Consider the following 18,937-nt stretch of genomic DNA (forward strand, 5'->3'; position numbering starts at 1 on the left):
GAGGCTCTCATGTCGATTCGACTGACTGATGCCCTGCGCCGCGAGTACGAGCAGCTGTTCGAAAGCTGCGACATCCTGCCCAAGCACCAGGCCGAGGTGGAGCGCAGCGTTGAGCGGCTACTCGCCCATCGCGACCGCTACCGGGCAGTGACTGAGCGCCGCGGGGTGCCCTGGCACTTCGTGGCGCTGGTGCACAGCCTGGAATCGGGCTGCAGCTTCCGCTGCCACCTGCACAACGGTGACCCGCTCACTGCGCGCACCGTCCAGGTGCCCGCGGGCCGGCCGAAACGCGGTACCCCGCCTTTTGATTGGGAGGTTAGTGCCGCCGATGCCATGGCGCTGAAGCGCCTGGATGGGGACACCGACTGGAGCCTGGCCGGCACCCTCTACCAACTGGAGCGCTACAACGGCTGGGGCTACCGGATGTACCACTCGCATGTGTTGTCGCCCTACCTGTGGAGCTTTTCGTCACACTACACCAGCGGCCGCTACGTGGCCGATGGCCGTTGGTCCGACACCGCCGTCTCGCGCCAGTGCGGGGCGGCGGTGCTGCTGCGCCGGCTGGTCGAGCGCGGTGAGACGGACCTGGCCGATCAACCGGCGGCGACGCTCTATGCCGAGGTAGCCGCCGAGCCCGCCGGCGATAAGGCTGGCAAGCGTCCGCTGGTGTCGCACCATCGCATGCGGCGGGCCAAGCGCGACGAGGAGACCGAAAAGGCCCAGCGGCTGCAGCGCTGGCTGACCAGTTTTCCGGGGATCTTCTTGAAGGCCGACGGCATCCCGGGGGATCGCACCTCGGACGCCTATCGGCTTGTCACCGGCCACTATCTGCCCGGCGACAAGCGCGGTGAGTGAGTCGCCGGATCTTGCCGACATACAACAACAATAGTGAGGCCGTGTCATGAGCGAACGTCCCCTGGTAGTGCTGCACGGCTGGAACGATGCAGGCAGCTCCTTCGAAAGGCTGGTCGGGCACCTGCGCAAGCGGCTGGGGGCCGGGCGGATACAGCGCATCGCCATCGGCGATTACCTCTCCAAGGATGATGCCCTGCGCTTCGATGACCTGCAGGCGGCCCTGGATCGCGCCTGGACGTCGCATGGGTTGCCGCGTGAGGTAGCCAGCGTCGATCTCGTTGTGCACTCCACGGGGGGGCTGGTGATCCGCGACTGGCTAGTGCGTTACTTTGCCCCCGATGCAGCGCCGGTCAAGCATCTGGTCATGCTGGCGCCGGCCAACTTTGGCTCGCCGTTGGCTCACGTGGGCCGTTCGATGCTGGGGCGTATCACCAACGGTTTCTTCAGCCGTCAGGCGGGGCAAGCGGTGCTGGAGACAGGCGCCAATATCCTGCGCGGCCTGGAGCTGGCCAGCCCCTTCAGCTGGGAGCTGGCCATGCGGGATCGTTTCGGCCAGGGCGATAGCATGTACGGCCCCGGGCGAATCCTGTGTAGCGTGCTGTGTGGTAACACCGGCTACGGCGGTATCCGCTCGCTGGCCAACGAGGAGGGCGGCGATGGCACCGTTCGGTTGGCCACCGCCAACCTCAACTGCGGACATATGCAAATCGCGTTTCGCGAGGAGGAGCGCGACGCCGGCCGGGTCACCGTACCCGAGGTGGTCGAATACCAGGCCTCCAGCGGGCGCTGCGCGTTTCGGATTGTCGATGGGCTGGACCACTCGACGATCAAGCTAGACGCCGCCGAAAGCCGGCTGAGCGGCAGTCAGAAGGAGGCACTGGGGTTGATCGAACGCGCCCTGACCATCAACGACGACGATTTCGACGCCTTCTGCAACGAATGCGAGGCGGCTAACCGCGAGTTGACTCGCCAGCCGGGGGAGCGGCGTGGAAAGCCGGGCTTCCAGAACACCGTGGTGCGCGTGCGTGACCAGTTCGACATGCCGGTCGAGGATTACCTGATCGAGTTCTATGACCCCAATCGTCCAGACGGTGGTGGGCTGGCGCGTACCATTCACGAGTCGGCGATTCGCAAGGTGCACAACTATCAGGCCGACACCTCGCTACGTAGCCTCTATATCGACACGACGCGACTGTGTGATGCCGTCGAGCGCGCCGACACCCAGCTCGGCATGTCGATCACCGCCGAGCCGATGCTGGATGAGGATGAGCACAATGCCCGTTACACCCCGGTGGGGTTTCGCACCCTGGCCGACGAGGACATCGAGGACCTGTGCCTGGACGTCGATCAGTTGAGGGCGCTGTTTCAGCCGCACCGCACCCTGCTGATCGACATCTGTCTGCACCGCTCCCAGGCCGACAACGTGTTCCGTCTGAAGGCGCCACAGGAGTGACTAACAGGGCCTCAATGGCTGCATAGACGCCCGCCCGAGCCCTCGCGCTGGCCTACCAGCTGCTGGAAGCAGGGCGACTGCTCCAGCAGCTCGGCGCCGATCTGGCGTAGTCCATCCACCTCCTCAGTGGGCAGGTTGAAGCGGGTGGGAATGCGCTGGAAACGCTCCCGCCGGGTGGCGTCTTCGAGCTGATCGAAGCCCACGTAGATATAGTAGAGATCGATCTGATGCATCCCGGTGCCGGCGTCTAGCGAAAGGCGCTGGGCGTTCTCGCGGTCGCGCAGCGTCTCCCTGAGCAGCTCGACCGTATCGAAGGAGTAGTTGGCCAGCGGTGTGGTGGAGATGGTGTTGATCACCTGCCTGGGACCGGGAGAGCGGGGGGAAGTGTCGGCGTCTGGCGTCGGATTTTCCGGCTTGGCGTCCACCACGATCACCACCAGCTTGTCGACGATTTCCCGGTTCATCTTGTTCAGCACGCTCCACTCGACTTCCTGCAGGGTGGGGGCGCGCAGGGCGTCGAGGGCGGGGCGCAGGCCGATATTATCCGAGACACCGCCGTCGAGCAGGTGCACGTAGTCGCGCTCGGGCTCCTGGTAGCGTTGCCAGTGACGCGCACGATAGTAGCGGCGGGGGTTGGTATTCAGGCCCTGCAGCGCGTTGGCCACCCAGGGTGGTTCCACATAGCCGCAGCGCCCCGGATAGCTGTTGAGCGTGAGCGGCGTGAAGGCGATGGGAAAGTTCGATGACGCCGCTACGGCACGCGACAGGGAGATACTCTCGAGATCGACGCACATCGGATCCAGCTGTGACTGCACGAAGCTGAACTGGGAGCCCTTGTCCATATCGGTGGCGTTGATCAACAGGAAGGGCTTGCGGCCGTTATCCGACAGGTCGGCGAAGGTCGCCTGGTCGAAGAGCAGCGACTGATAGACTTCCTCGGCGAGCTCGATGCGCCCGAAGGTGGGCGAGGCCAACCTGGCCCAGCTGAAGGGGCTGAGCAGCCGGCGCTTCAGGTCCGCTTCGACGTCGCGGTAGAGGAAGTCGCGCTGGAACCTTCCCCCCTCCTCGAAGATGGCGTCCCGGTGCAGCCCGTAGTAGGCGGCGGTGAAGCTGCCGCCGGATACCGACGAGATGATGTCGACCTCGTCCAGCAGATTGCGCGACTCCCCATCCATCTCGACCCAGCTGTCGCGCAGCCTTTCCAGCACGCCATAGGCGAGCGCAGCGGCCCGCGTGCCGCCGCCGGAAAAGCTCAGAATCACGAACAGCTCCTCGCTGTTGTCTGCGCCCTCGAGGTTGGCATAGCGGTAGCCACTGCCGGTATCGACATGCTCAAGGGGCTCGGCTTCGGGAAAGGAGGCGCAGCCGGCCAGCAGCGTCAGCGACAGCAGCAGGCCGAGCGAGCGCTTGGCGAGGGGGGTCACGGGCCCGGCTCCTTGAGGGTGAACTCGACGACCAGTGGCGCCGAGGGCAGGGTGTCGGTGATCTCCACGCGCTGGGACTCGGGCGCGAAGTCCTGCGGCGGGGCCAGCGTCAGCGTGTACCAGCCGGCATCGACCTGGCACACCGACTGGGTCCAGGCGGCAGGCTCGCCGTCGATCCAGACCTCGCGACGCTGGGGAAAGACGACTTTCAGGTACTCGGCCATGGCATGGCTCCTAGAGCGTCTTGAGATACTCGATTAATGCCGTTTTGTCATCGTCGTCGAGCTGGGTGCCGAAGGCCTCTCCCTCATGCCCCTGGTTGCTGTTGCCCGGCTCGGTGGTGTCATACAGGAAACCGTCGCGCTCGGCGGCCTCGCCGTCATGGATGAAGCCCATACGCTCGGGGTGGTAGACGTCATAGCCGCGGTAGAAGCGTTCGGGACGCGCGTCGGCAGGCTGCAGCAGGTCTTCCAGGGTGGGAACCGAGCCGTTGTGCAGGTAGGGGGCGCGTAGCCAGATGCCGGTCAACGGCTTGGCCACGTAGCCGTCGGTCTTGACGAAGGCATTGAAGTCCCAGGGGTACTCCTCGGCGTAGGCGTTGTAGCGCTCGGCGGCCTCGGCGGTCCACATCTCGAGGCGGTGGCGATCTGTGCCGACCTCTGTTTGAGGAATCACCGTACCGGTGCGCGTCCCCTCCAGACCGTGGCAGCCGGCGCAGGTCTGCTGGAACACTGCCTCGCCTTCGGCGGCCAGCTCGTCGTCGAGATCGTCGAGGAAGGGGTAGGGCGGTGGCCGTTTGGTCAGCAGGTAGGCTTCCAGCTCGGCGAGGTCGTCCACGGGCAGCGAATCCGGGCGTGCACCGTCGCCGATGGCACCGCTCAGCACCACTTCGGTCAGGGAGTCGTTGAGGCCGTCCCAGTGCAGGGCGAAACCCTGCTGCTCATCCATCGCCCACAGCGGCATGATGTCGGAATTGCCGATGGTGTCGTCCTCGGCGGGGTCGAGGGCCAGCAGGTCGGGGTGAAACTTGACCGGGTTGAAGGGGTCGATCCGGCCCGGCCCCCAGCGCGGGCGCTCCTCGGTCCAGGTAAAACGGGCCGCCTGCGCCTGAAGCCCGTCGCGGGTGCGCGGAATGATCAGGAAACGGTAGAGCAAGCGGTCGAGCCAGGAGAGCTCGGTCTCCTCCTCGATGGCCGCCAGCAGAGTGGCGGCGGTGAAGTCTGGGTCGTTGGCGGCATCTCCCAGAAAGCTCAGATAGGCCTGGGGATCGAAGGTCTGATGGGGGCCGGTGGGGACGAGTTGGCGTTCGGCGTCTTCGGCGGTGCGGTAGCTGGCGGTGTGGCATGCCGCGCAGTTGATGGCAATGCGCGGGAAGCCGATGGTCTTCTTGGAAAAGCCGGCCGGGGTCGCCTCGCCGTCCTCCCAGAGCACCCCTAGCGCGGCATAGCCGCCCTCCCCGGGCAGGTGCTGCGGGAAGACATCCGGCAGCACGCGCCAGATCCAGTAGGGAATGCCCTCTTCCTGTTCGGCGCCAATCGAGCCATAGAGGTAGTAGGCCTCGACGCTGTCGAAGCGCTGCGGCTCTTCGCGGAACAGTTGGTACCAGCCAACGGCTGCGATTACTCCCGCCGCCATCAGCAGCAGAAGCAGCCACAGCAGCCAGCGCCGCGAGGTCCCGGAAGTGTCTCCATGCCTGGATGCCATGGCCGTCTCTCCTCGATTGCGTTATGCCGTTTTTTCGGCGCGTCGCAGCAGCAACAGCAGGGCGCCCTGGGTCACGCCGAAGAACAGGTCCATCAGGGCAAATAGCGCAAACTGCGGATGCAGCAGGGTGAAGAACACTACTCCGGCGAAACGTGCCAGGACCGTCAGCATGGCGATGGCACGGTAGTGAAAAGGATCGTAGGCTGCCGGCAGGTAGAACAGGCTGAGCAGGATCAGCAGCCAGGCGGCGAAGGCGGGCCACACCGGCTCGGCAACGGCGCCACCACCAATCAGGCGAATCACCGCATCAGGGGCGACGACCGCAGGCAGGGCGAAGAGGAGGTTTGCCACCACCCCTAGCAGTACCATGGCCCGAAATCCTGCTGCGTAGCTGCCCATCCCCCGCTGCCCCCTGCTCGTACAGCGCCTGATGCGTCCCGGTCCCTTGCTGGTGGGAAGTCAGACCCTGTGCTAGAGGTTAGTAGTCAAGTTCGATTAGGTCACGTCAGGCCTGTAGAACTGAGACCCCTTTACCTTGGGGAGGCTCGACGGCATTGTTCAGGGAGGAGTCCCATGTTCGGTCAGCGTGGCAGTGGTTTGCTCGGTCGGGTGTTCCGGCGCATCAACCGGCGTCGTCAGTGGTATCGACTTCCTTTCCCCATCGCCGTTATCAACCTCGTTGCCTTGCGCCGTAACCTGCGTTGGCACAATCTCTATTCGACGGAGCGCGAGCGCCCGCAGGATCCCGAGCGGGAAGGCATCGACGTGCATCAGTTCCGCACCGCCGATGGCAGCTACAACGACCTGGCGGCACCGGCCATGGGCAAGGCGTATACGCGTTTCGGGCGCAACGTGCCGCCGGCCGAGACCTTCGGCGAGACCGGTGAGAGACTGATGACGCCGAGTCCGCGAGTGATCAGCCGGCGCCTGATGACCCGCGACACCTTCGTGCCGGCGACCACGCTCAATGTGCTGGTGCCGGCCTGGCTGCAGTTCATGGTCCACGACTGGTTCAGCCACGGCAGTAACGACACCCAGGCGGAGCGCTACGAGGTGCCCCTGGACGAGGACGATGACTGGCCCTGGGACAAGATGACGGTGCTGCGCAGCCGTCAGGACAGTACCCGGTCATCCGCCGATGAGGGGCATCCCGACACTTTTCTCAATACCGAAACCCAGTGGTGGGATGCCTCGCAGATCTACGGCAGCAGCCTGCGTCGCCAGCGCCTGGTGCGGACTGATCCCGAGAGCGGTGAACTGCTAGCCGACGGCAAGCTCTACCTCAAGCCCGATGGCCACTTGCCGCTGGATGAGCACGGTATCGAGCTGGCCGGTACCAACGGCAACTGGTGGGTGGGGCTGTCGCTGATGCACACCCTGTTCGCCATGGAGCACAATGCCATCGTCGACCGGCTGCGCATCGAGCACCCCGACCGCGACGGCGAGTGGCTGTTCCAGAAGGCCCGGCTGGTCAATGCGGCGCTGATCGCCAAGATTCATACCGTCGAGTGGACCCCGGCGCTGCTCGACACGCCGGAGCTGCGGCTCGGCATGCGTTCCAACTGGTGGGGGGTGCTCGACGAGCACTTTTATCGCAGCCGCGGGCGGGTCAGCGACAGCGAACTGTTCAGTGGCATCGTCGGCTCGCCGGTGGATCACCACGCGGCGCCCTATGCCATCACCGAAGAGTTTAGCGCCGTCTACCGCATGCACCCGCTGATTCCCGACGACTTCAGCTTCCGGCGGCTGGACGACGACACCTTGATCAAGGAGTGTGGCCTGACCGAGGTGGCCGGCTCGCTGACCCAAGCGCTGTATGAAGAGATGTCGCTCAGCGATGCGCTCTACTCGCTGGGCACCAGCCACCCCGGCGCCCTGGTACTGCACAATTTTCCGAGCCACCTGCAGCAGCACGAGAAGCAGGCGCCGCATCACCGGGTCATCGACCTGGCCACGGTGGATGTGCTGCGCGACCGCGAGCGCGGGGTGCCGCGCTACTGCCGCTTCCGCCGCTTGATCGACATGCCGGCCCCCGCGAGCTTCGCCGAGTTGACCGACAACCCCGAGTGGCAGCGTGAGTTGGAGGCGGTCTACGGCGACGTCGAGGAGGTCGACCTGCTGATCGGCTGCCTGGCCGAGACGCCGCCGCCTGGCTTCGCCTTCAGCGATACCGCCTTTCGGATATTCATCCTGATGGCCTCGCGACGCCTCAAGAGCGACCGCTTCTTCACCGATGATTATACCCCTGAGGTCTACACCCGGGCGGGCATGGAGTGGATCGACAACAACGGCATGGCGTCGGTCATCGGCCGCCACTTCCCTGAACTGGCGCCGCGGCTGGAGGGCGTGCGTAATGCCTTCTTCCCCTGGAACCGCGGCTAGCACGGACAGAAGGATAGGGAGGCAGCATGGGCAGACGCTTGCATATTCCCGGCCTGATCAGCGTGTTGGAGGTTACCGATCCCCGGGAGATTCGCCTGCTCGATGAGGATTCGCGCCTCGACCGCTGCTTGGCCCCCGGCGGCGGCCTGATCAACCGCCTGCGGCTGGCCCGACTGCGTGATGCCTTCGTCTTCGATGGTGAGCCGCTGCCGGCCCTGCTGGCTCGCGCGGCGGAAGGGCGGGAGTCGCGCCACGCTGAGCTGGGGCGGCGGCTGGATGAGGGCGCCGAGGCAGCGAACTGGCGCCAGGATCCGGCCTTCAAGACCTTGGTGGAAGGGGTGGCCGGTCAGGTCGACGTCGAGGCGCTGGGGCCCGCTGCCCAGGGGCTGCTGGGGCGGCAGTTCCATGACGACTACCGAGCCGACGAGGCGAGCTTTGTCGCCGCCCGTCGTCTCAACGACTATCCGCGGGTCAATGCGTTCGAGGCGCTGCGCCAGCGCCTCAGCGGTCAACTGCGTCGCGACCGCCAACTGTTGCAAGAGCGAGCTCAGGGGGATCCCATGACCCTGCACGCCACCAGCGTGGCGGTGCATAACCTGGTGGGGTCGCTCGAGGCGATGCGCGCCCTGGCTGGCACGCAGCGGGCCTCGGACCTACCGCTGGCTGCGGTGTTGGGGCGCTGCCTTAGCGTGCCGGACACTGTGCTGCGTCAGGTGCTGGCGCCACTCTCGTCGCCCTGCTCGCCGCGTCGGCTGGCGCCCGGTGATCTGGTGCTGTTGCGGCTCGCCGAGGGCGTTCGGACCAGCGGTGACCGTGAGTTGGCCTTCATGGCCGATAGCTGGGCACGCTGTCCGGCCCGGCGTTTCCTCCTGGCGCTACTGGCCGATACCTGGGGCCGGGCCGTGGCATCCCGGTCAGGGGAGGGCGCACGATGAGCGAGGATGTCATCTTTTCGCCGCTCAAGTGGCGCAACCTGGAGATAAAGAATCGGCTGTTCCGCTCGAATATCTCCGGACGCTTCGACAACGAGGACGGCAGCCTGACCCAGACGCGCATCAACTGGGAGTGCCAGTTCGCGCGGGGTGGCGTCGGTGCGATTATCTCCTCCTTCGTGCCGGTGCAGATGGAGGGGCGCATTATCGCCGGCTATGCCACCATCCATCGCGATGACTTCATCCCGCTGTGGCAGCGGCTTGGCGAGGCGGTGCATCGCTTCGACTGCAAGTACATTCTGCAGCTCAGCCACTCCGGCCGGCAGATGGACCTTCCCGGGGTCCACAACCAGCATCGCCGCTCGCTGAGTGCCACCGGCCACAAGGAGTCGCTGCACGGCTTCCTGTGTCGGGCCATGAGCGGTCACGAGATCGAACGTACCGTCGAGGCCTTCGCCGATGGTGCCTGGCGCGCCCGGGAAGCCGGCCTCGATGGCGTGGAGCTGCACGCCGCCAACGGCTACCTGTTCACTCAGTTCCTGAGCTCGGCGATCAACGACCGCCGCGACCGCTACGGTGGGTCCTTGGCTAACCGGGCGCGCTTCCTGCTGGAGGTGATACGTGCCATTCGCCAGCGGGTGGGCCCGGACTTCCACCTGCAGGTCAAGATCAGCGCCGTGGACCATAACGATATCCTGCCCTGGGAAAGCAAGGGCAACACCCTGGCGGAGAGCCTGCAGGTGTGCCGCTGGGTCCAGACGGCGGGCGCCGATGCCCTGCATGTTTCGGTCGGCAGCCTGTTCCCTCACCCCCTGAACCCACCGGGGGATTTCTCCTTCGACACCATCGCCAGCACCTACGATGCCATGCTCTCGGCCGGGGTCGACACCTTCCGCAACTACTTGCTGTTCCGCTACGCGTCGCTGCGCTGGATGTTTCGCTGGCTGTGGTCCCGTCACCAGCGCGGCCATGTGGTGGAAGGGGTGAGCCTGGACGAGGCGCGTGCCGTTCGCGAGGCAGTGACGATTCCGGTGATCAGTACCGGCGGCTATCAGCGCGCCTCGCTGGTGCGCGAGGCCATCGGCAGCGGGGCCTGCGATGCGGTCTCCAGTGCCCGCGCGCTGATCGCCAACCCCGACTTGCCCAAGCAGTGGCAGGCCGGGCATGACGCCCCGGAACGCCCCTGCACCTTCTGCAACAAGTGCCTGCTCAATGCGCCGAAGAACCCGTTGGGTTGCTATGAGCTGTCGCGCTTCGACGGCGACCACGAGCGCATGATCGAGGCCTTGATGGCTATCTACGACACTCGCCCCGAGCTGCGCCTGCCCCCGGTGCCGCCAGCGCAGAATCCGTGAGGCTGCCATGAGACGACAGGAGCCGCCCGTCACCGCCGTGCAACACGAGGCCCGCCGCCGTCGCTGGCGACGCTTGCCGCTGACCCTGCTCGCCCTGTCCGTGGTGGTGATCGGCCTGCTGGCCCTGGTGATCGGCGTACCGACGCTATGGCGCTACAGCGGCGAGTCGGTGCAGCACTATGCCGACCCGGAGACCCACTTTCGCCACGGCTCCATCGGCAGCGAGGTCAGCGGGCTGCCGGTGCGGCTATGGCGGGTACTGCCGGATCTGTTCCCGGAGGTCTTCGACGACCAGCACTACGAGGTCTTCGGCTTTCTCTACGCGTCGGGCGATGAGGCGAGCCAGGGCGATCTGCCCATCGGCCTTGGGACTCGGGAGGTGCGCGGTGTGGAGATCGCCTGGTTCAACTGTGCGCTATGCCACGTGGGGACGGTCCGCGAGTCGCCGGATGCGTCGCCGCGGCAGATCGACGGCATGCCGTCCAATAATCTGGACCTCTATGGCTTTATCAGCTTCCTGTTGGACGTGGCCGATGACCCGCGGCTGGCGCCGGACAGCGTGCTGGCGGCTATGGACGAGCAGGGCCAGCGACTGGGCATGATCGAGCGACAGGTATGGCGCTATGCGGTCCTGCCCCAGGTGCGTGAGGGGCTGCTGGAGACCCGCGCCACGCTCGCGCCGCTGCTGGACGAGCAGCCGCCCTGGGGGCCGGGCCGCGTGGATACCTTCAACCCCTACAAGCTACTGCAGTTCGGCATGGACGCGGCAGAGCTGGATGAGTCGGAGCGGATTGGCACCAGCGACTTCCCGGCGATCTTTTTGCAGCGCCCGCGACAGGGCATGGACCTGCACTGGGATGGCAACAATGTCTCGCTGCAGGAGCGCAACCTGAGCGCCGCTATCGGCGCTGGGGTGACCGAGGAGAGCGTCGACCACGCGGGTATCGAGCGGGTCGCCGACTGGCTGTTGGACCTTGAGCCACCGCCCAGCCCCTATCGCCCCGATCCCGATGCGGTGGCCGCCGGCAAGCCGGTCTATATGCGTCTCTGCGCCGACTGTCACGGCTATCAGGACGGTGGCCGCTACGTTTTCGAAGGGGAGCGTCTCGGCCAGGTGGTGCCCAACGCGGAACTGGGTGTCGACCCGGCCCGGCTCGACAGCTACACCGAGACCCTGCAGCGCTACCAACTGACCCTGTTCGAGGATGACGAGCGCTACCGTTTTCGCTACTTCCGCAACACCGACGGCTACGCCAACCTGCCCCTCGACGGGCTCTGGCTGCGGGCGCCCTATCTGCACAACGGGGCGGTACCGACCCTATACGACCTGCTGCTGCCGCCTGAGCAGCGTCCGCAAGCCTTCGTGCGCGGGCTGGACGTGCTGGATGAGGAGCAGGGCGGTTTCGTGGCGCCCGATTGCACGCCCGGCGAGCCACTGGCGGAAGGCTTCTGTTTCGACACCAGCCAGCCCGGCAACGGCCGCCAGGGGCATACCTACGGCACCAAGCTGACGGCGCAGGAGCGCTCAGACCTGCTCAACTACTTGCTGACGTTTTAAGCGTTTGGCTCAGGAGTAATGTCATGCCGACCTCACACGATGTGTTCGCGACCTATCGACGGGTGATGCAAGTGGGTATCGCCCTCAATGTGCTGCTGGGCCTGTGGCTCTGGCTCTGGCCGGTCAGTCTGCTGGGCGTGATGGGGGCCGACCTGCCGTATCCGCTGACCTGGGTGCGCTATGCCGGTCTGGCCATGGTCGTGGTCGGGCTGCTTTACCTGCCGGCCGCCCTGGCACCGCTGCACAATCGCCTGGTGGCGCTGCTGTCGATCCTGTTCCGGACGCTGTTCGCGCTGTTCTTCCTGTTCGCCACGGGCCTGCTGTGGCTGCTGGTGCTGTTCGAGGCGCTGTTCGCGGTGCTGCAGGGCGTGACCTTTTGGCGGGCTTGGCGCGGCGATCTGATGGCCAAACCCTAGGTTCTGTACGAAAACTGTCTGCGCTCGCCCATACGGCGTTAAAAATCGGCTCGTGCGCGAGTCCGATCAAAGTACTCATTTACACCCCGTAAACTCCGCTTTGGACTCGCGACATCCTTGTCGCTCGCTCTTCGAGCAGCGGAGCTGCCTAAATCGTCTATCCTGACGATTTGTCGTCGATTTTTGCCTTGTCTGGCCATCGCTCGCCGACTTTTCGTACAAAACCTGACAGGCGGCTATTTAGCGCTCGGGTCGCGGTAAGCGATATCGGTGATGATATAGGTGGTCTCGCCGCCCGGCGCGGCCACCGTGGCCTCGTCGTCCAGCGCCTTGCCGAGCAGCGCCCTGGCCAGCGGTGCATCGACGCTGATCCAGTGCTTGCCGGTGTCGGTTTCGTCGTGGCCGACGATGCGTATCTCGAGCTCCTCGCCGTGCTCATCCTCCAGCGTGACGAAGGCGCCGAAATAGACCCGGCCGGTGTCGGCGGGCAGCCGATCCACCACCTGCAGTTCGTCGAGCCGCTTGCCGAGGTAGCGAATGCGCGCAATGACGCGGTTGAGCTCCTTCTTGTTATAGGTGTAGTCGGCATTTTCGCTGCGATCGCCGAGGGCTGCGGCTTCGCCGACCTTGGTCGAAAGCTGCGGCCGCTTGACCCGCGACAGATGCTCATGAATGCCTTTCAGTCGGGCGAAGCCCTCGGCGGTGATCAGGTTGCTCTTGGGTTCCTGGCGCGGATCCTTGGCGGGATCGCGCCAGCGGGTCATGTTGCGGCCTTTCATCGGCTCTCCTCCTGCGGCTTGTCGCTACCATACGCAAGCCGGGGCAAGCGGCCAAGCTGCAGGGAGGCCCTGCCTAAGGCCATCGCAGATAGCAGCACCGCTCGGACTGATCCGTCGATAGGCCTGCGAGGAGGCGCTGTAAACCCGTCCCTGGGCGCTACCTTGCGCCCTGCTGCGCTCTCGCATCCTGCTTCGCTTGCAGGGCCGGTGCTGGCCATCCATGGCCAGCCCGTTCGGAGGAATCCTCCTCACCCATGGCGCAAACCTCCTCTTCGGCCTATCCCCGGCGTCCTTCGCTTGCGCTCACACGGTAGTTCTGTTTCGTAAGACCTACCGTCGGATATGCGACGGAAGTCGGTCTAGGCGTTAATTCAAACGTTCGTTACATTGCCTGGGTGACCCTTCAATAACAATGCACCAGGAGTATTCGCCATGATCCGACGTTTTCCTTGGCTAGGCGCCGGGGCCCTGGCTGGCCTGATGGCCCTGTCGAGCGCACCGCTACTGGCATACCAGAGCGATGTCGAGTCGCTCAAGAGCGAGTGGGAGAGCGCGACCACCGAGCTGCGCGGCAGCGAGCGGCGCGATGCCCTGTCGCGCCTTGCCGATGAGGCCGAGGTGCTGGCTGGCCAGCATGCCGACCAGGCCGAGGTGCTGGTGTGGCAGGGCATCATCCTCGCCTCCTACGCCCGCGAGCGCAGCGGGCTGGGTGCGCTGGGCAGCGCGCGGGACGCCCGCGATGCGCTGGAGCGGGCAGTGGAACTAGACCCGCGGGGCAGTAACGGCTCGGCCTACGTGACCCTCGGCGCCCTCTATGACCGTGCGCCGGGCCGCCCGCTGGGGTTCGGCAACAGCAATACCGCCGAAGAGATGTTCCAGCGCGCGCTGGAGATCCGCCCCGACGGCATCGACGTCAACTACTACTATGCCGCCTTCCTGCATGAAGAAGGGCGTAGCGAGGAGGCCCGCGAGCATGCCCAGCGCGCGGTGGAGGGTGAGGCGCGGGCCGACCGCCAGGCCTCCGACGAGGCGCTGAGAATCGAGGCCAGAACCCTGCTCTCGCGTCTGACTTGACAAGCGCGAAGCAAACGGGCGGTTGGCAGCGGCGGGCGAGGTCGTGATAATGGCTCCTTCACTCGAGCCGGAGTCACGATGTCTGATTCGCCTGCAGCGCCCCATGCTGGCGCCGAGCACGCGGCCCCAAGCGTCGATACGCCGCGTTTTAACGCCGCCGACGTAGAGCGCCAACAAGACGAGTGCCTGTTCCAGGGCTTTTTCCGCCTGGAGCGGCGCACCCTGCGTCATCGGCTGTTTCAGGGCGGCTGGAGCGCGCCGGTAGTGCGCGAAGTGCATGTGCGCCGCGATGCGGTGGGGGTGCTGCTGTATGACGTTAGCTGCGATGCGGTGGTGCTGGTCGAGCAGATCCGCGCCGGGGCGTTGGACGACCCCTCGAGTCCGTGGAAGCTCGAGCCGGTAGCCGGCCTGATCGAAACCGGCGAAGACCCGGCCGAGGTGGCGCGGCGCGAGGCCATCGAGGAAGCCGGCTGTGAGATCACTGAATTGATCGAACTGCACACCTACTACCCCAGCCCCGGCGCCTGCAGCGAGCGGGTCACGCTATACTGCGGACTGGTCGACAGCCGTGGGGTGGGCGGTGTGCACGGCCTGGATGAGGAGCACGAGGATATTCAGGTCCACGTGCTGCCGTTTCTCAAGGCCTGGGAACTCCTCGAGGCCGGCCGACTCGACAATGCCATGTGCCTGATTGCCTTCCACTGGTTGGCGCGGGAGCGGGCGTCATTGCGTGCAAGGAGGTAAGCCTGTGGCCAGAACCGCCTATGTCACCGATCTCAAGACCCTGCAGGGCGAATGCACCGCCAACTACCTGCGCCTGACCCGGCTGCTGGGGGAACTCGACGCTGGCGAGGTGCGCGAGATCGCCCTGCAAGGGCGAGATACCCGCTTCGGTTCGCTGTGGCTGGAGGTGCTCGAGCGCGCGCCCTATACCACCATACTGCGCGTATCCCAGAGCGGCGTGCTGGATGCCTTCATCGACCCGCCGCGGATGCGGGTACACCTTTACCACGACGTGCGCATGGCCGAGGTGACAGATTTCCAGCGTCAGCGCCACTTCCGCGGCCGCTATCGCTATCCCAATCCGCGCATGCACCAGCCCGACGAGAAGCTGCAGCTCAACCGCTTTCTGGGCGAGTGGCTGGAGCATGGCCTGGCCCATGGTCACTCCCTCGACTTGCCGATCATGCGTTGATCCATTACCACATCCAAGGAGCCTCGCCGGATGCGGCTGGTCCAGATCACCGATTGTCATCTTCGTGCCGACCCATTGGCGCCCTCGCGGGCTGGTTTCCCGCTGCGTCAGCTACAGGCGGTGGTCGAGCACGCGCGGCGCCAGCGTCCCGACGTGGTGCTGGTCAGCGGCGATGTCAGCCAGGATGCCACGCCGGCCTCCTATCGCCACGCACTGGACGTACTCGCCGCGCTTGACTGCCCGTGGTATTGGCTGCCCGGCAACCATGACCACCTGACGCATATGGCCGATGCCCGGCCGCTCCACGATCAGGTCGATCTCGGCGAGTGGCGGATGCTGTTGCTGAATACCCAGGTGGTGGGGCAGCCGCATGGTGAAGTGGGGGCGGCGCAGTGCGACTGGCTGAACGAACAGCTGGCTGACGACACCCGGCCGACCCTGATCGCCATGCATCATCCGCCTCTCGAGGTCGGCGCCGATTGGATGGATGCCATCGGCCTTCAGGACCGCGAACGCTTCTGGGCGACACTGGAAGGTCATGAGCAGGTCAAGGCGGTACTCTGCGGACACATCCACCAGGCCTTTGCCGGATGTCGGGCGATGCAGGAGGAAGGCACCGAGGTGGCGGTTTATGGTACCCCAGCGACGGCTGACCAGTTTCTCCCCGGTGCCGCATCATTCGCCATCGACCAGGCCTCGCGCCCCGGCTATCGCGTCATCGATCTCGGCCAGCGCGGCCTGGCGACCTGGGTAGAGCGCGTGACGCTCTGATCGTTTATCTCGCCATGCGTTATTCTATTATGCGATAAAAAGATATTTCTTGATTCTTTGACGTTATGGTTAGCCCCTCGGTACCCTGTCGGCATATTGTCGCGCACGCGACTCAGTGCCTAATGAAGAGGTTGCCAGCCGATGCTGTCCCCCGAACGTCAAACCCACCTCAAGCAGCTCGAGGCGGAGTCGATCCATATTATCCGCGAGGTTGCCGCCGAGTTCCGTCACCCGGTGATGATGTACTCCATCGGCAAGGACTCCTCGGTGATGCTGCACCTGGCGCGCAAGGCCTTCTATCCGGGCACGCCGCCGTTTCCGCTGATGCACATCGACACCACCTGGAAGTTCAAGGAAATGATCCAGTTCCGCAACCGCATGGCGGCGGAGGCGGGCATGGAGCTGATCGTGCATACCAACGAGGAGGGGCGGGCGGCCAACATCAACCCCTTTGACCACGGCAGCGCTAAGTATACCGACGTGATGAAGACCCAGGCGCTCAAGCAGGCGCTGACCCAGCACGGTTTCGATGCTGCCTTCGGCGGTGCACGCCGCGACGAGGAGGCCAGCCGTGCCAAGGAGCGGGTCTACTCGTTCCGCGACAAGTACCACCGCTGGGATCCCAAGAACCAGCGCCCGGAGCTGTGGAGCATCTACAACGCCAAGGTCAACAAGGGCGAATCGATCCGCGTGTTTCCGCTCTCCAACTGGACCGAGCTGGATATCTGGCAGTACATCTACCTCGAGCAGATCCCCATCGTGCCGCTCTACTACGCCGCGCCGCGGCCGATCGTCGAGCGTGACGGCATGCAGATCATGGTCGACGACGAGCGCCTGCCGCTCGAACCGGGCGAGGTGCCCGAAGAGAAGTGGGTGCGCTTCCGCACCCTGGGCTGCTACCCGCTCACCGGCGCGGTGGAGTCCACCGCCGCGACCCTGCCCGAGATCATCCAGGAGATGCTGCTGACCAAGACCAGCGAACGCAGCGGCCGGGCCATCGACCACGACCAGGCCGGCTCGATGGAGAAGAAGAAGCGCGAGGGATACTTCTAACGCGCCGGAGGCGCGCTAGAAAGCTGGAAGCCTGAAGCTGGAAGCTTGAAGAAACCCCTTCTGTTCTTGGGCTAGCCTGTAGGAATGGGAAAGAGGGAGGGGAAAGGAATGGACTTCGAAAAGCTTCAGGTTTGGAAGCGGTCGGCCAGGCTGTCTGCAGAGCTCTACAAAGCAATGCGCGATCTGCGTGACTACGGTTTCAAAGATCAAATCACCCGCTCCGGGCTTTCGGTACCCAGCAACATCGCAGAGGGCATGTCGCGCGGCACCTCCAAGGACAAGCATCGTTTCCTGTTGATTGCCAAAGGTTCCTGTGCCGAACTGAGAACACAGATCTATATCGGTATCGATATCGGCTACATCGATAAAACCACCGGGAACCAGTGGATCCAGGAAACGCGCGAGATTGCCGCTATGCTCTCGGGCTTAATGGATAAACTCTCAAACGAATGAATACGGTTGGAAGTTGCGGTTGGAGGTGTTACTTCCAGCTTCTGGCTTCCAGCTTCCAGCTAAGGAACTTGGCAATGTCTCACTCTTCGCCCTTGATCGCCGACGATATCGAGTCCTACCTCAAGGAACATGAGAACAAGGACCTGCTGCGCTTCATCACCTGCGGCAGCGTCGATGACGGCAAGTCGACCCTGATCGGGCGGCTGCTGCACGACTCCAAGATGATCTACGAGGACCAGCTGGCGGCGATCACCCAGGCCTCCAAGACCAGCGGCACCACCGGTGACGCCGTCGACCTGGCGCTGCTGGTCGACGGCCTGCAGTCGGAGCGCGAGCAGGGCATCACCATCGACGTCGCCTACCGCTTCTTCTCCACCGACAAGCGAAAGTTCATCATCGCCGACACCCCGGGCCACGAGCAGTACACTCGCAACATGGCCACCGGCGCCTCCACCGCCAGCCTGGCGGTGATTCTGATCGACGCCCGCTACGGCGTGCAGACCCAGACCCGCCGGCACAGCTTCATCGCCGACCTACTGGGCATCCAGCACCTGGTGATCGCGGTCAACAAGATGGACCTGGTGGAGTTCTCCGAGGCGCGCTTCAACGAGATCGTGGCCGACTACCGGGCCTTCGCCGGCAACCTGCAGGCGCCGGATATCCGCTTCGTGCCGATGTCGGCGCTGGAGGGCGACAACGTCGTTAACCGTAGCGAGCGCATGCCTTGGTACCGCGATGCCAGCGGCGAGGCCGGCCCGGCCATGCTCGAACTGCTCGAGACCGTCGAGATCAGCCGCGACCAGAACCTGACCGACCTGCGCCTGCCGGTGCAGTACGTCAACCGGCCCAACCTCGACTTCCGCGGTTACTGCGGCACCCTGGCCGCCGGCATCCTGCGCCCCGGGCAGCGCGTCAAGGCGCTGCCCTCTGGCAAGACCAGCGCGGTGGAGCGCATCGTCACCTTCGACGGTGATCTGGAGGTGGCCTACCCCGGCCAGGCCATCACCGTGACGCTGGCCGACGAGATCGATATCTCCCGCGGCGACTGGATCGTCGCCGAAGGCGCCGAGGTCCCTCACTCCAATGCCTTCGAGGCGGATATCGTGTGGATGCACGAGGACGCGCTCACGCCGGGCAAACTCTACGATATCAAGCTGGCAACCCGTGATCTGGCCGGGGAGGTGCGTTCGATCGATTACCAGATCGACGTCAACAGCCTCGAGCATCACGCCGCTGAGCGGCTCGAGCTCAATGCCATTGCGCGCTGCCAAGTGGAACTGACCAGCGCGGTGCCGGTGGACGACTACCGTAAGAGCCCCGGCACTGGCAGCTTTATCGTCGTCGATCGGTTGAGCAACGTCACCGTGGGTGCCGGCATGATCCGCGGTACCGCCGAAGCTGGGGCGAGCGGGGTTGGCAAGACTGACTGGCAGGCCTTCGAGCTCGAGCTCAATGCGCTGATCCGCAAACACTTCCCACACTGGGAAGCCAGGGACGTGCGCGACCTGCTGGGACGCTGATCAGCGCTCTTGA

19 protein-coding genes are annotated in these 18,937 nt (G+C 65.0%); 14 read left to right on the forward strand and 5 right to left on the reverse strand.

Annotated features, from left to right (window positions below; translation table 11 throughout):
• Positions 1-9 precede the first annotated feature (9 nt).
• Together BLT16_RS03345 and BLT16_RS03350 are read left to right on the forward strand one after the other, a co-directional pair.
• Positions 10-855, forward strand: coding sequence for a hypothetical protein (locus BLT16_RS03345; RefSeq protein ID WP_089657108.1), 846 nt, complete (start codon positions 10-12; stop codon positions 853-855).
• Between the two features lie 46 nt (positions 856-901).
• Entirely contained in the window at positions 902-2,308 is a 1,407-nt protein-coding gene (locus BLT16_RS03350; RefSeq protein WP_089657109.1) for an esterase/lipase family protein, read from the forward strand.
• 11 nt (positions 2,309-2,319) lie between these two features.
• On the opposite strand, the gene BLT16_RS03355 is transcribed toward BLT16_RS03350, so the two are convergent.
• The 4 genes from BLT16_RS03355 to BLT16_RS03365 are packed head-to-tail and all read right to left on the reverse strand — an operon-like array spanning position 2,320 to position 5,805.
• Entirely contained in the window at positions 2,320-3,732 is a 1,413-nt protein-coding gene (locus tag BLT16_RS03355; RefSeq protein ID WP_176817145.1) for a patatin-like phospholipase family protein, read from the reverse strand.
• A complete protein-coding gene (locus tag BLT16_RS20785) occupies positions 3,729-3,956 on the reverse strand; it encodes a hypothetical protein (RefSeq protein WP_176817146.1) in 228 nt (75 codons plus the stop codon). The genes BLT16_RS03355 and BLT16_RS20785 overlap by 4 nt, the downstream gene beginning before the upstream one ends.
• Before the next feature lie 10 nt (positions 3,957-3,966).
• Positions 3,967-5,436, reverse strand: a complete 1,470-nt coding sequence (locus BLT16_RS03360; RefSeq protein WP_089657111.1) for a c-type cytochrome — start codon at positions 5,434-5,436, stop codon at positions 3,967-3,969.
• 21 nt (positions 5,437-5,457) lie between these two features.
• Positions 5,458-5,805: a hypothetical protein gene (locus BLT16_RS03365; RefSeq protein WP_089657112.1), complete on the reverse strand. Its 348-nt coding sequence runs from the start codon at positions 5,803-5,805 to the stop codon at positions 5,458-5,460.
• A gap of 204 nt (positions 5,806-6,009) precedes the next feature.
• Here BLT16_RS03365 and BLT16_RS03370 point away from each other — a divergent pair, with 204 nt between their 5' ends.
• Genes BLT16_RS03370 through BLT16_RS03390 form a run of 5 tightly spaced genes read left to right on the forward strand, consistent with a single transcriptional unit; the run spans position 6,010 to position 12,079 of the window.
• Complete coding sequence (locus tag BLT16_RS03370) at positions 6,010-7,818, forward strand: peroxidase family protein (RefSeq protein ID WP_089657113.1); 1,809 nt, start codon at positions 6,010-6,012, stop codon at positions 7,816-7,818.
• A gap of 26 nt (positions 7,819-7,844) precedes the next feature.
• Complete coding sequence (locus BLT16_RS03375; protein ID WP_089657114.1) at positions 7,845-8,753, forward strand: hypothetical protein; 909 nt, start codon at positions 7,845-7,847, stop codon at positions 8,751-8,753.
• Positions 8,750-10,105 carry an NADH:flavin oxidoreductase gene (locus BLT16_RS03380; RefSeq protein ID WP_089657115.1) on the forward strand — a complete coding sequence of 452 codons (1,356 nt, stop codon included), beginning with the start codon at positions 8,750-8,752 and terminating at the stop codon, positions 10,103-10,105. Before BLT16_RS03375 ends, BLT16_RS03380 begins: the two co-directional genes overlap by 4 nt.
• Before the next feature lie 7 nt (positions 10,106-10,112).
• Entirely contained in the window at positions 10,113-11,663 is a 1,551-nt protein-coding gene (locus BLT16_RS03385) for a c-type cytochrome (RefSeq protein WP_089657116.1), read from the forward strand.
• A 23-nt stretch (positions 11,664-11,686) separates the two neighbouring features.
• Positions 11,687-12,079 carry a hypothetical protein gene (locus tag BLT16_RS03390; RefSeq protein ID WP_089657117.1) on the forward strand — a complete coding sequence of 131 codons (393 nt, stop codon included), beginning with the start codon at positions 11,687-11,689 and terminating at the stop codon, positions 12,077-12,079.
• A 236-nt stretch (positions 12,080-12,315) separates the two neighbouring features.
• On the opposite strand, the gene greB is transcribed toward BLT16_RS03390, so the two are convergent.
• The gene (gene greB / locus BLT16_RS03395; RefSeq protein ID WP_089657118.1) at positions 12,316-12,858 is read right to left on the reverse strand and encodes a transcription elongation factor GreB; all 543 of its coding nucleotides are present in this window, start codon (positions 12,856-12,858) and stop codon (positions 12,316-12,318) included.
• Positions 12,859-13,290: 432 nt separating this feature from the next.
• On the opposite strand from greB, the gene BLT16_RS03400 reads away from it, so the two are divergent.
• The 7 genes from BLT16_RS03400 to cysN all read left to right on the forward strand — a co-directional run bounded on the left by BLT16_RS03400 (position 13,291) and on the right by cysN (position 18,924).
• Complete coding sequence (locus BLT16_RS03400; RefSeq protein ID WP_143025033.1) at positions 13,291-13,932, forward strand: TRAP transporter TatT component family protein; 642 nt, start codon at positions 13,291-13,293, stop codon at positions 13,930-13,932.
• Between the two features lie 78 nt (positions 13,933-14,010).
• Positions 14,011-14,676: an NUDIX domain-containing protein gene (locus BLT16_RS03405; protein ID WP_089657119.1), complete on the forward strand. Its 666-nt coding sequence runs from the start codon at positions 14,011-14,013 to the stop codon at positions 14,674-14,676.
• Between the two features lie 4 nt (positions 14,677-14,680).
• Positions 14,681-15,127, forward strand: a complete 447-nt coding sequence (locus BLT16_RS03410; RefSeq protein WP_089657120.1) for a DUF1249 domain-containing protein — start codon at positions 14,681-14,683, stop codon at positions 15,125-15,127.
• 30 nt (positions 15,128-15,157) lie between these two features.
• Positions 15,158-15,898, forward strand: coding sequence for a phosphodiesterase (locus BLT16_RS03415; RefSeq protein WP_089657121.1), 741 nt, complete (start codon positions 15,158-15,160; stop codon positions 15,896-15,898).
• Between the two features lie 141 nt (positions 15,899-16,039).
• Positions 16,040-16,951, forward strand: coding sequence for a sulfate adenylyltransferase subunit CysD (gene cysD, locus BLT16_RS03420; RefSeq protein WP_089657122.1), 912 nt, complete (start codon positions 16,040-16,042; stop codon positions 16,949-16,951).
• Between the two features lie 108 nt (positions 16,952-17,059).
• The gene (locus tag BLT16_RS03425) at positions 17,060-17,404 is read left to right on the forward strand and encodes a four helix bundle protein (RefSeq protein ID WP_089657123.1); all 345 of its coding nucleotides are present in this window, start codon (positions 17,060-17,062) and stop codon (positions 17,402-17,404) included.
• Between the two features lie 74 nt (positions 17,405-17,478).
• On the forward strand, positions 17,479-18,924 hold the full coding sequence (gene cysN, locus BLT16_RS03430) for a sulfate adenylyltransferase subunit CysN (protein WP_089657124.1): 1,446 nt from the start codon (positions 17,479-17,481) through the stop codon (positions 18,922-18,924).
• The last annotated feature ends 13 nt before the right edge of the window (positions 18,925-18,937 follow it).

It is taken from the genome of Franzmannia pantelleriensis, assembly GCF_900102875.1.
Lineage (GTDB): Bacteria > Pseudomonadota > Gammaproteobacteria > Pseudomonadales > Halomonadaceae > Franzmannia > Franzmannia pantelleriensis.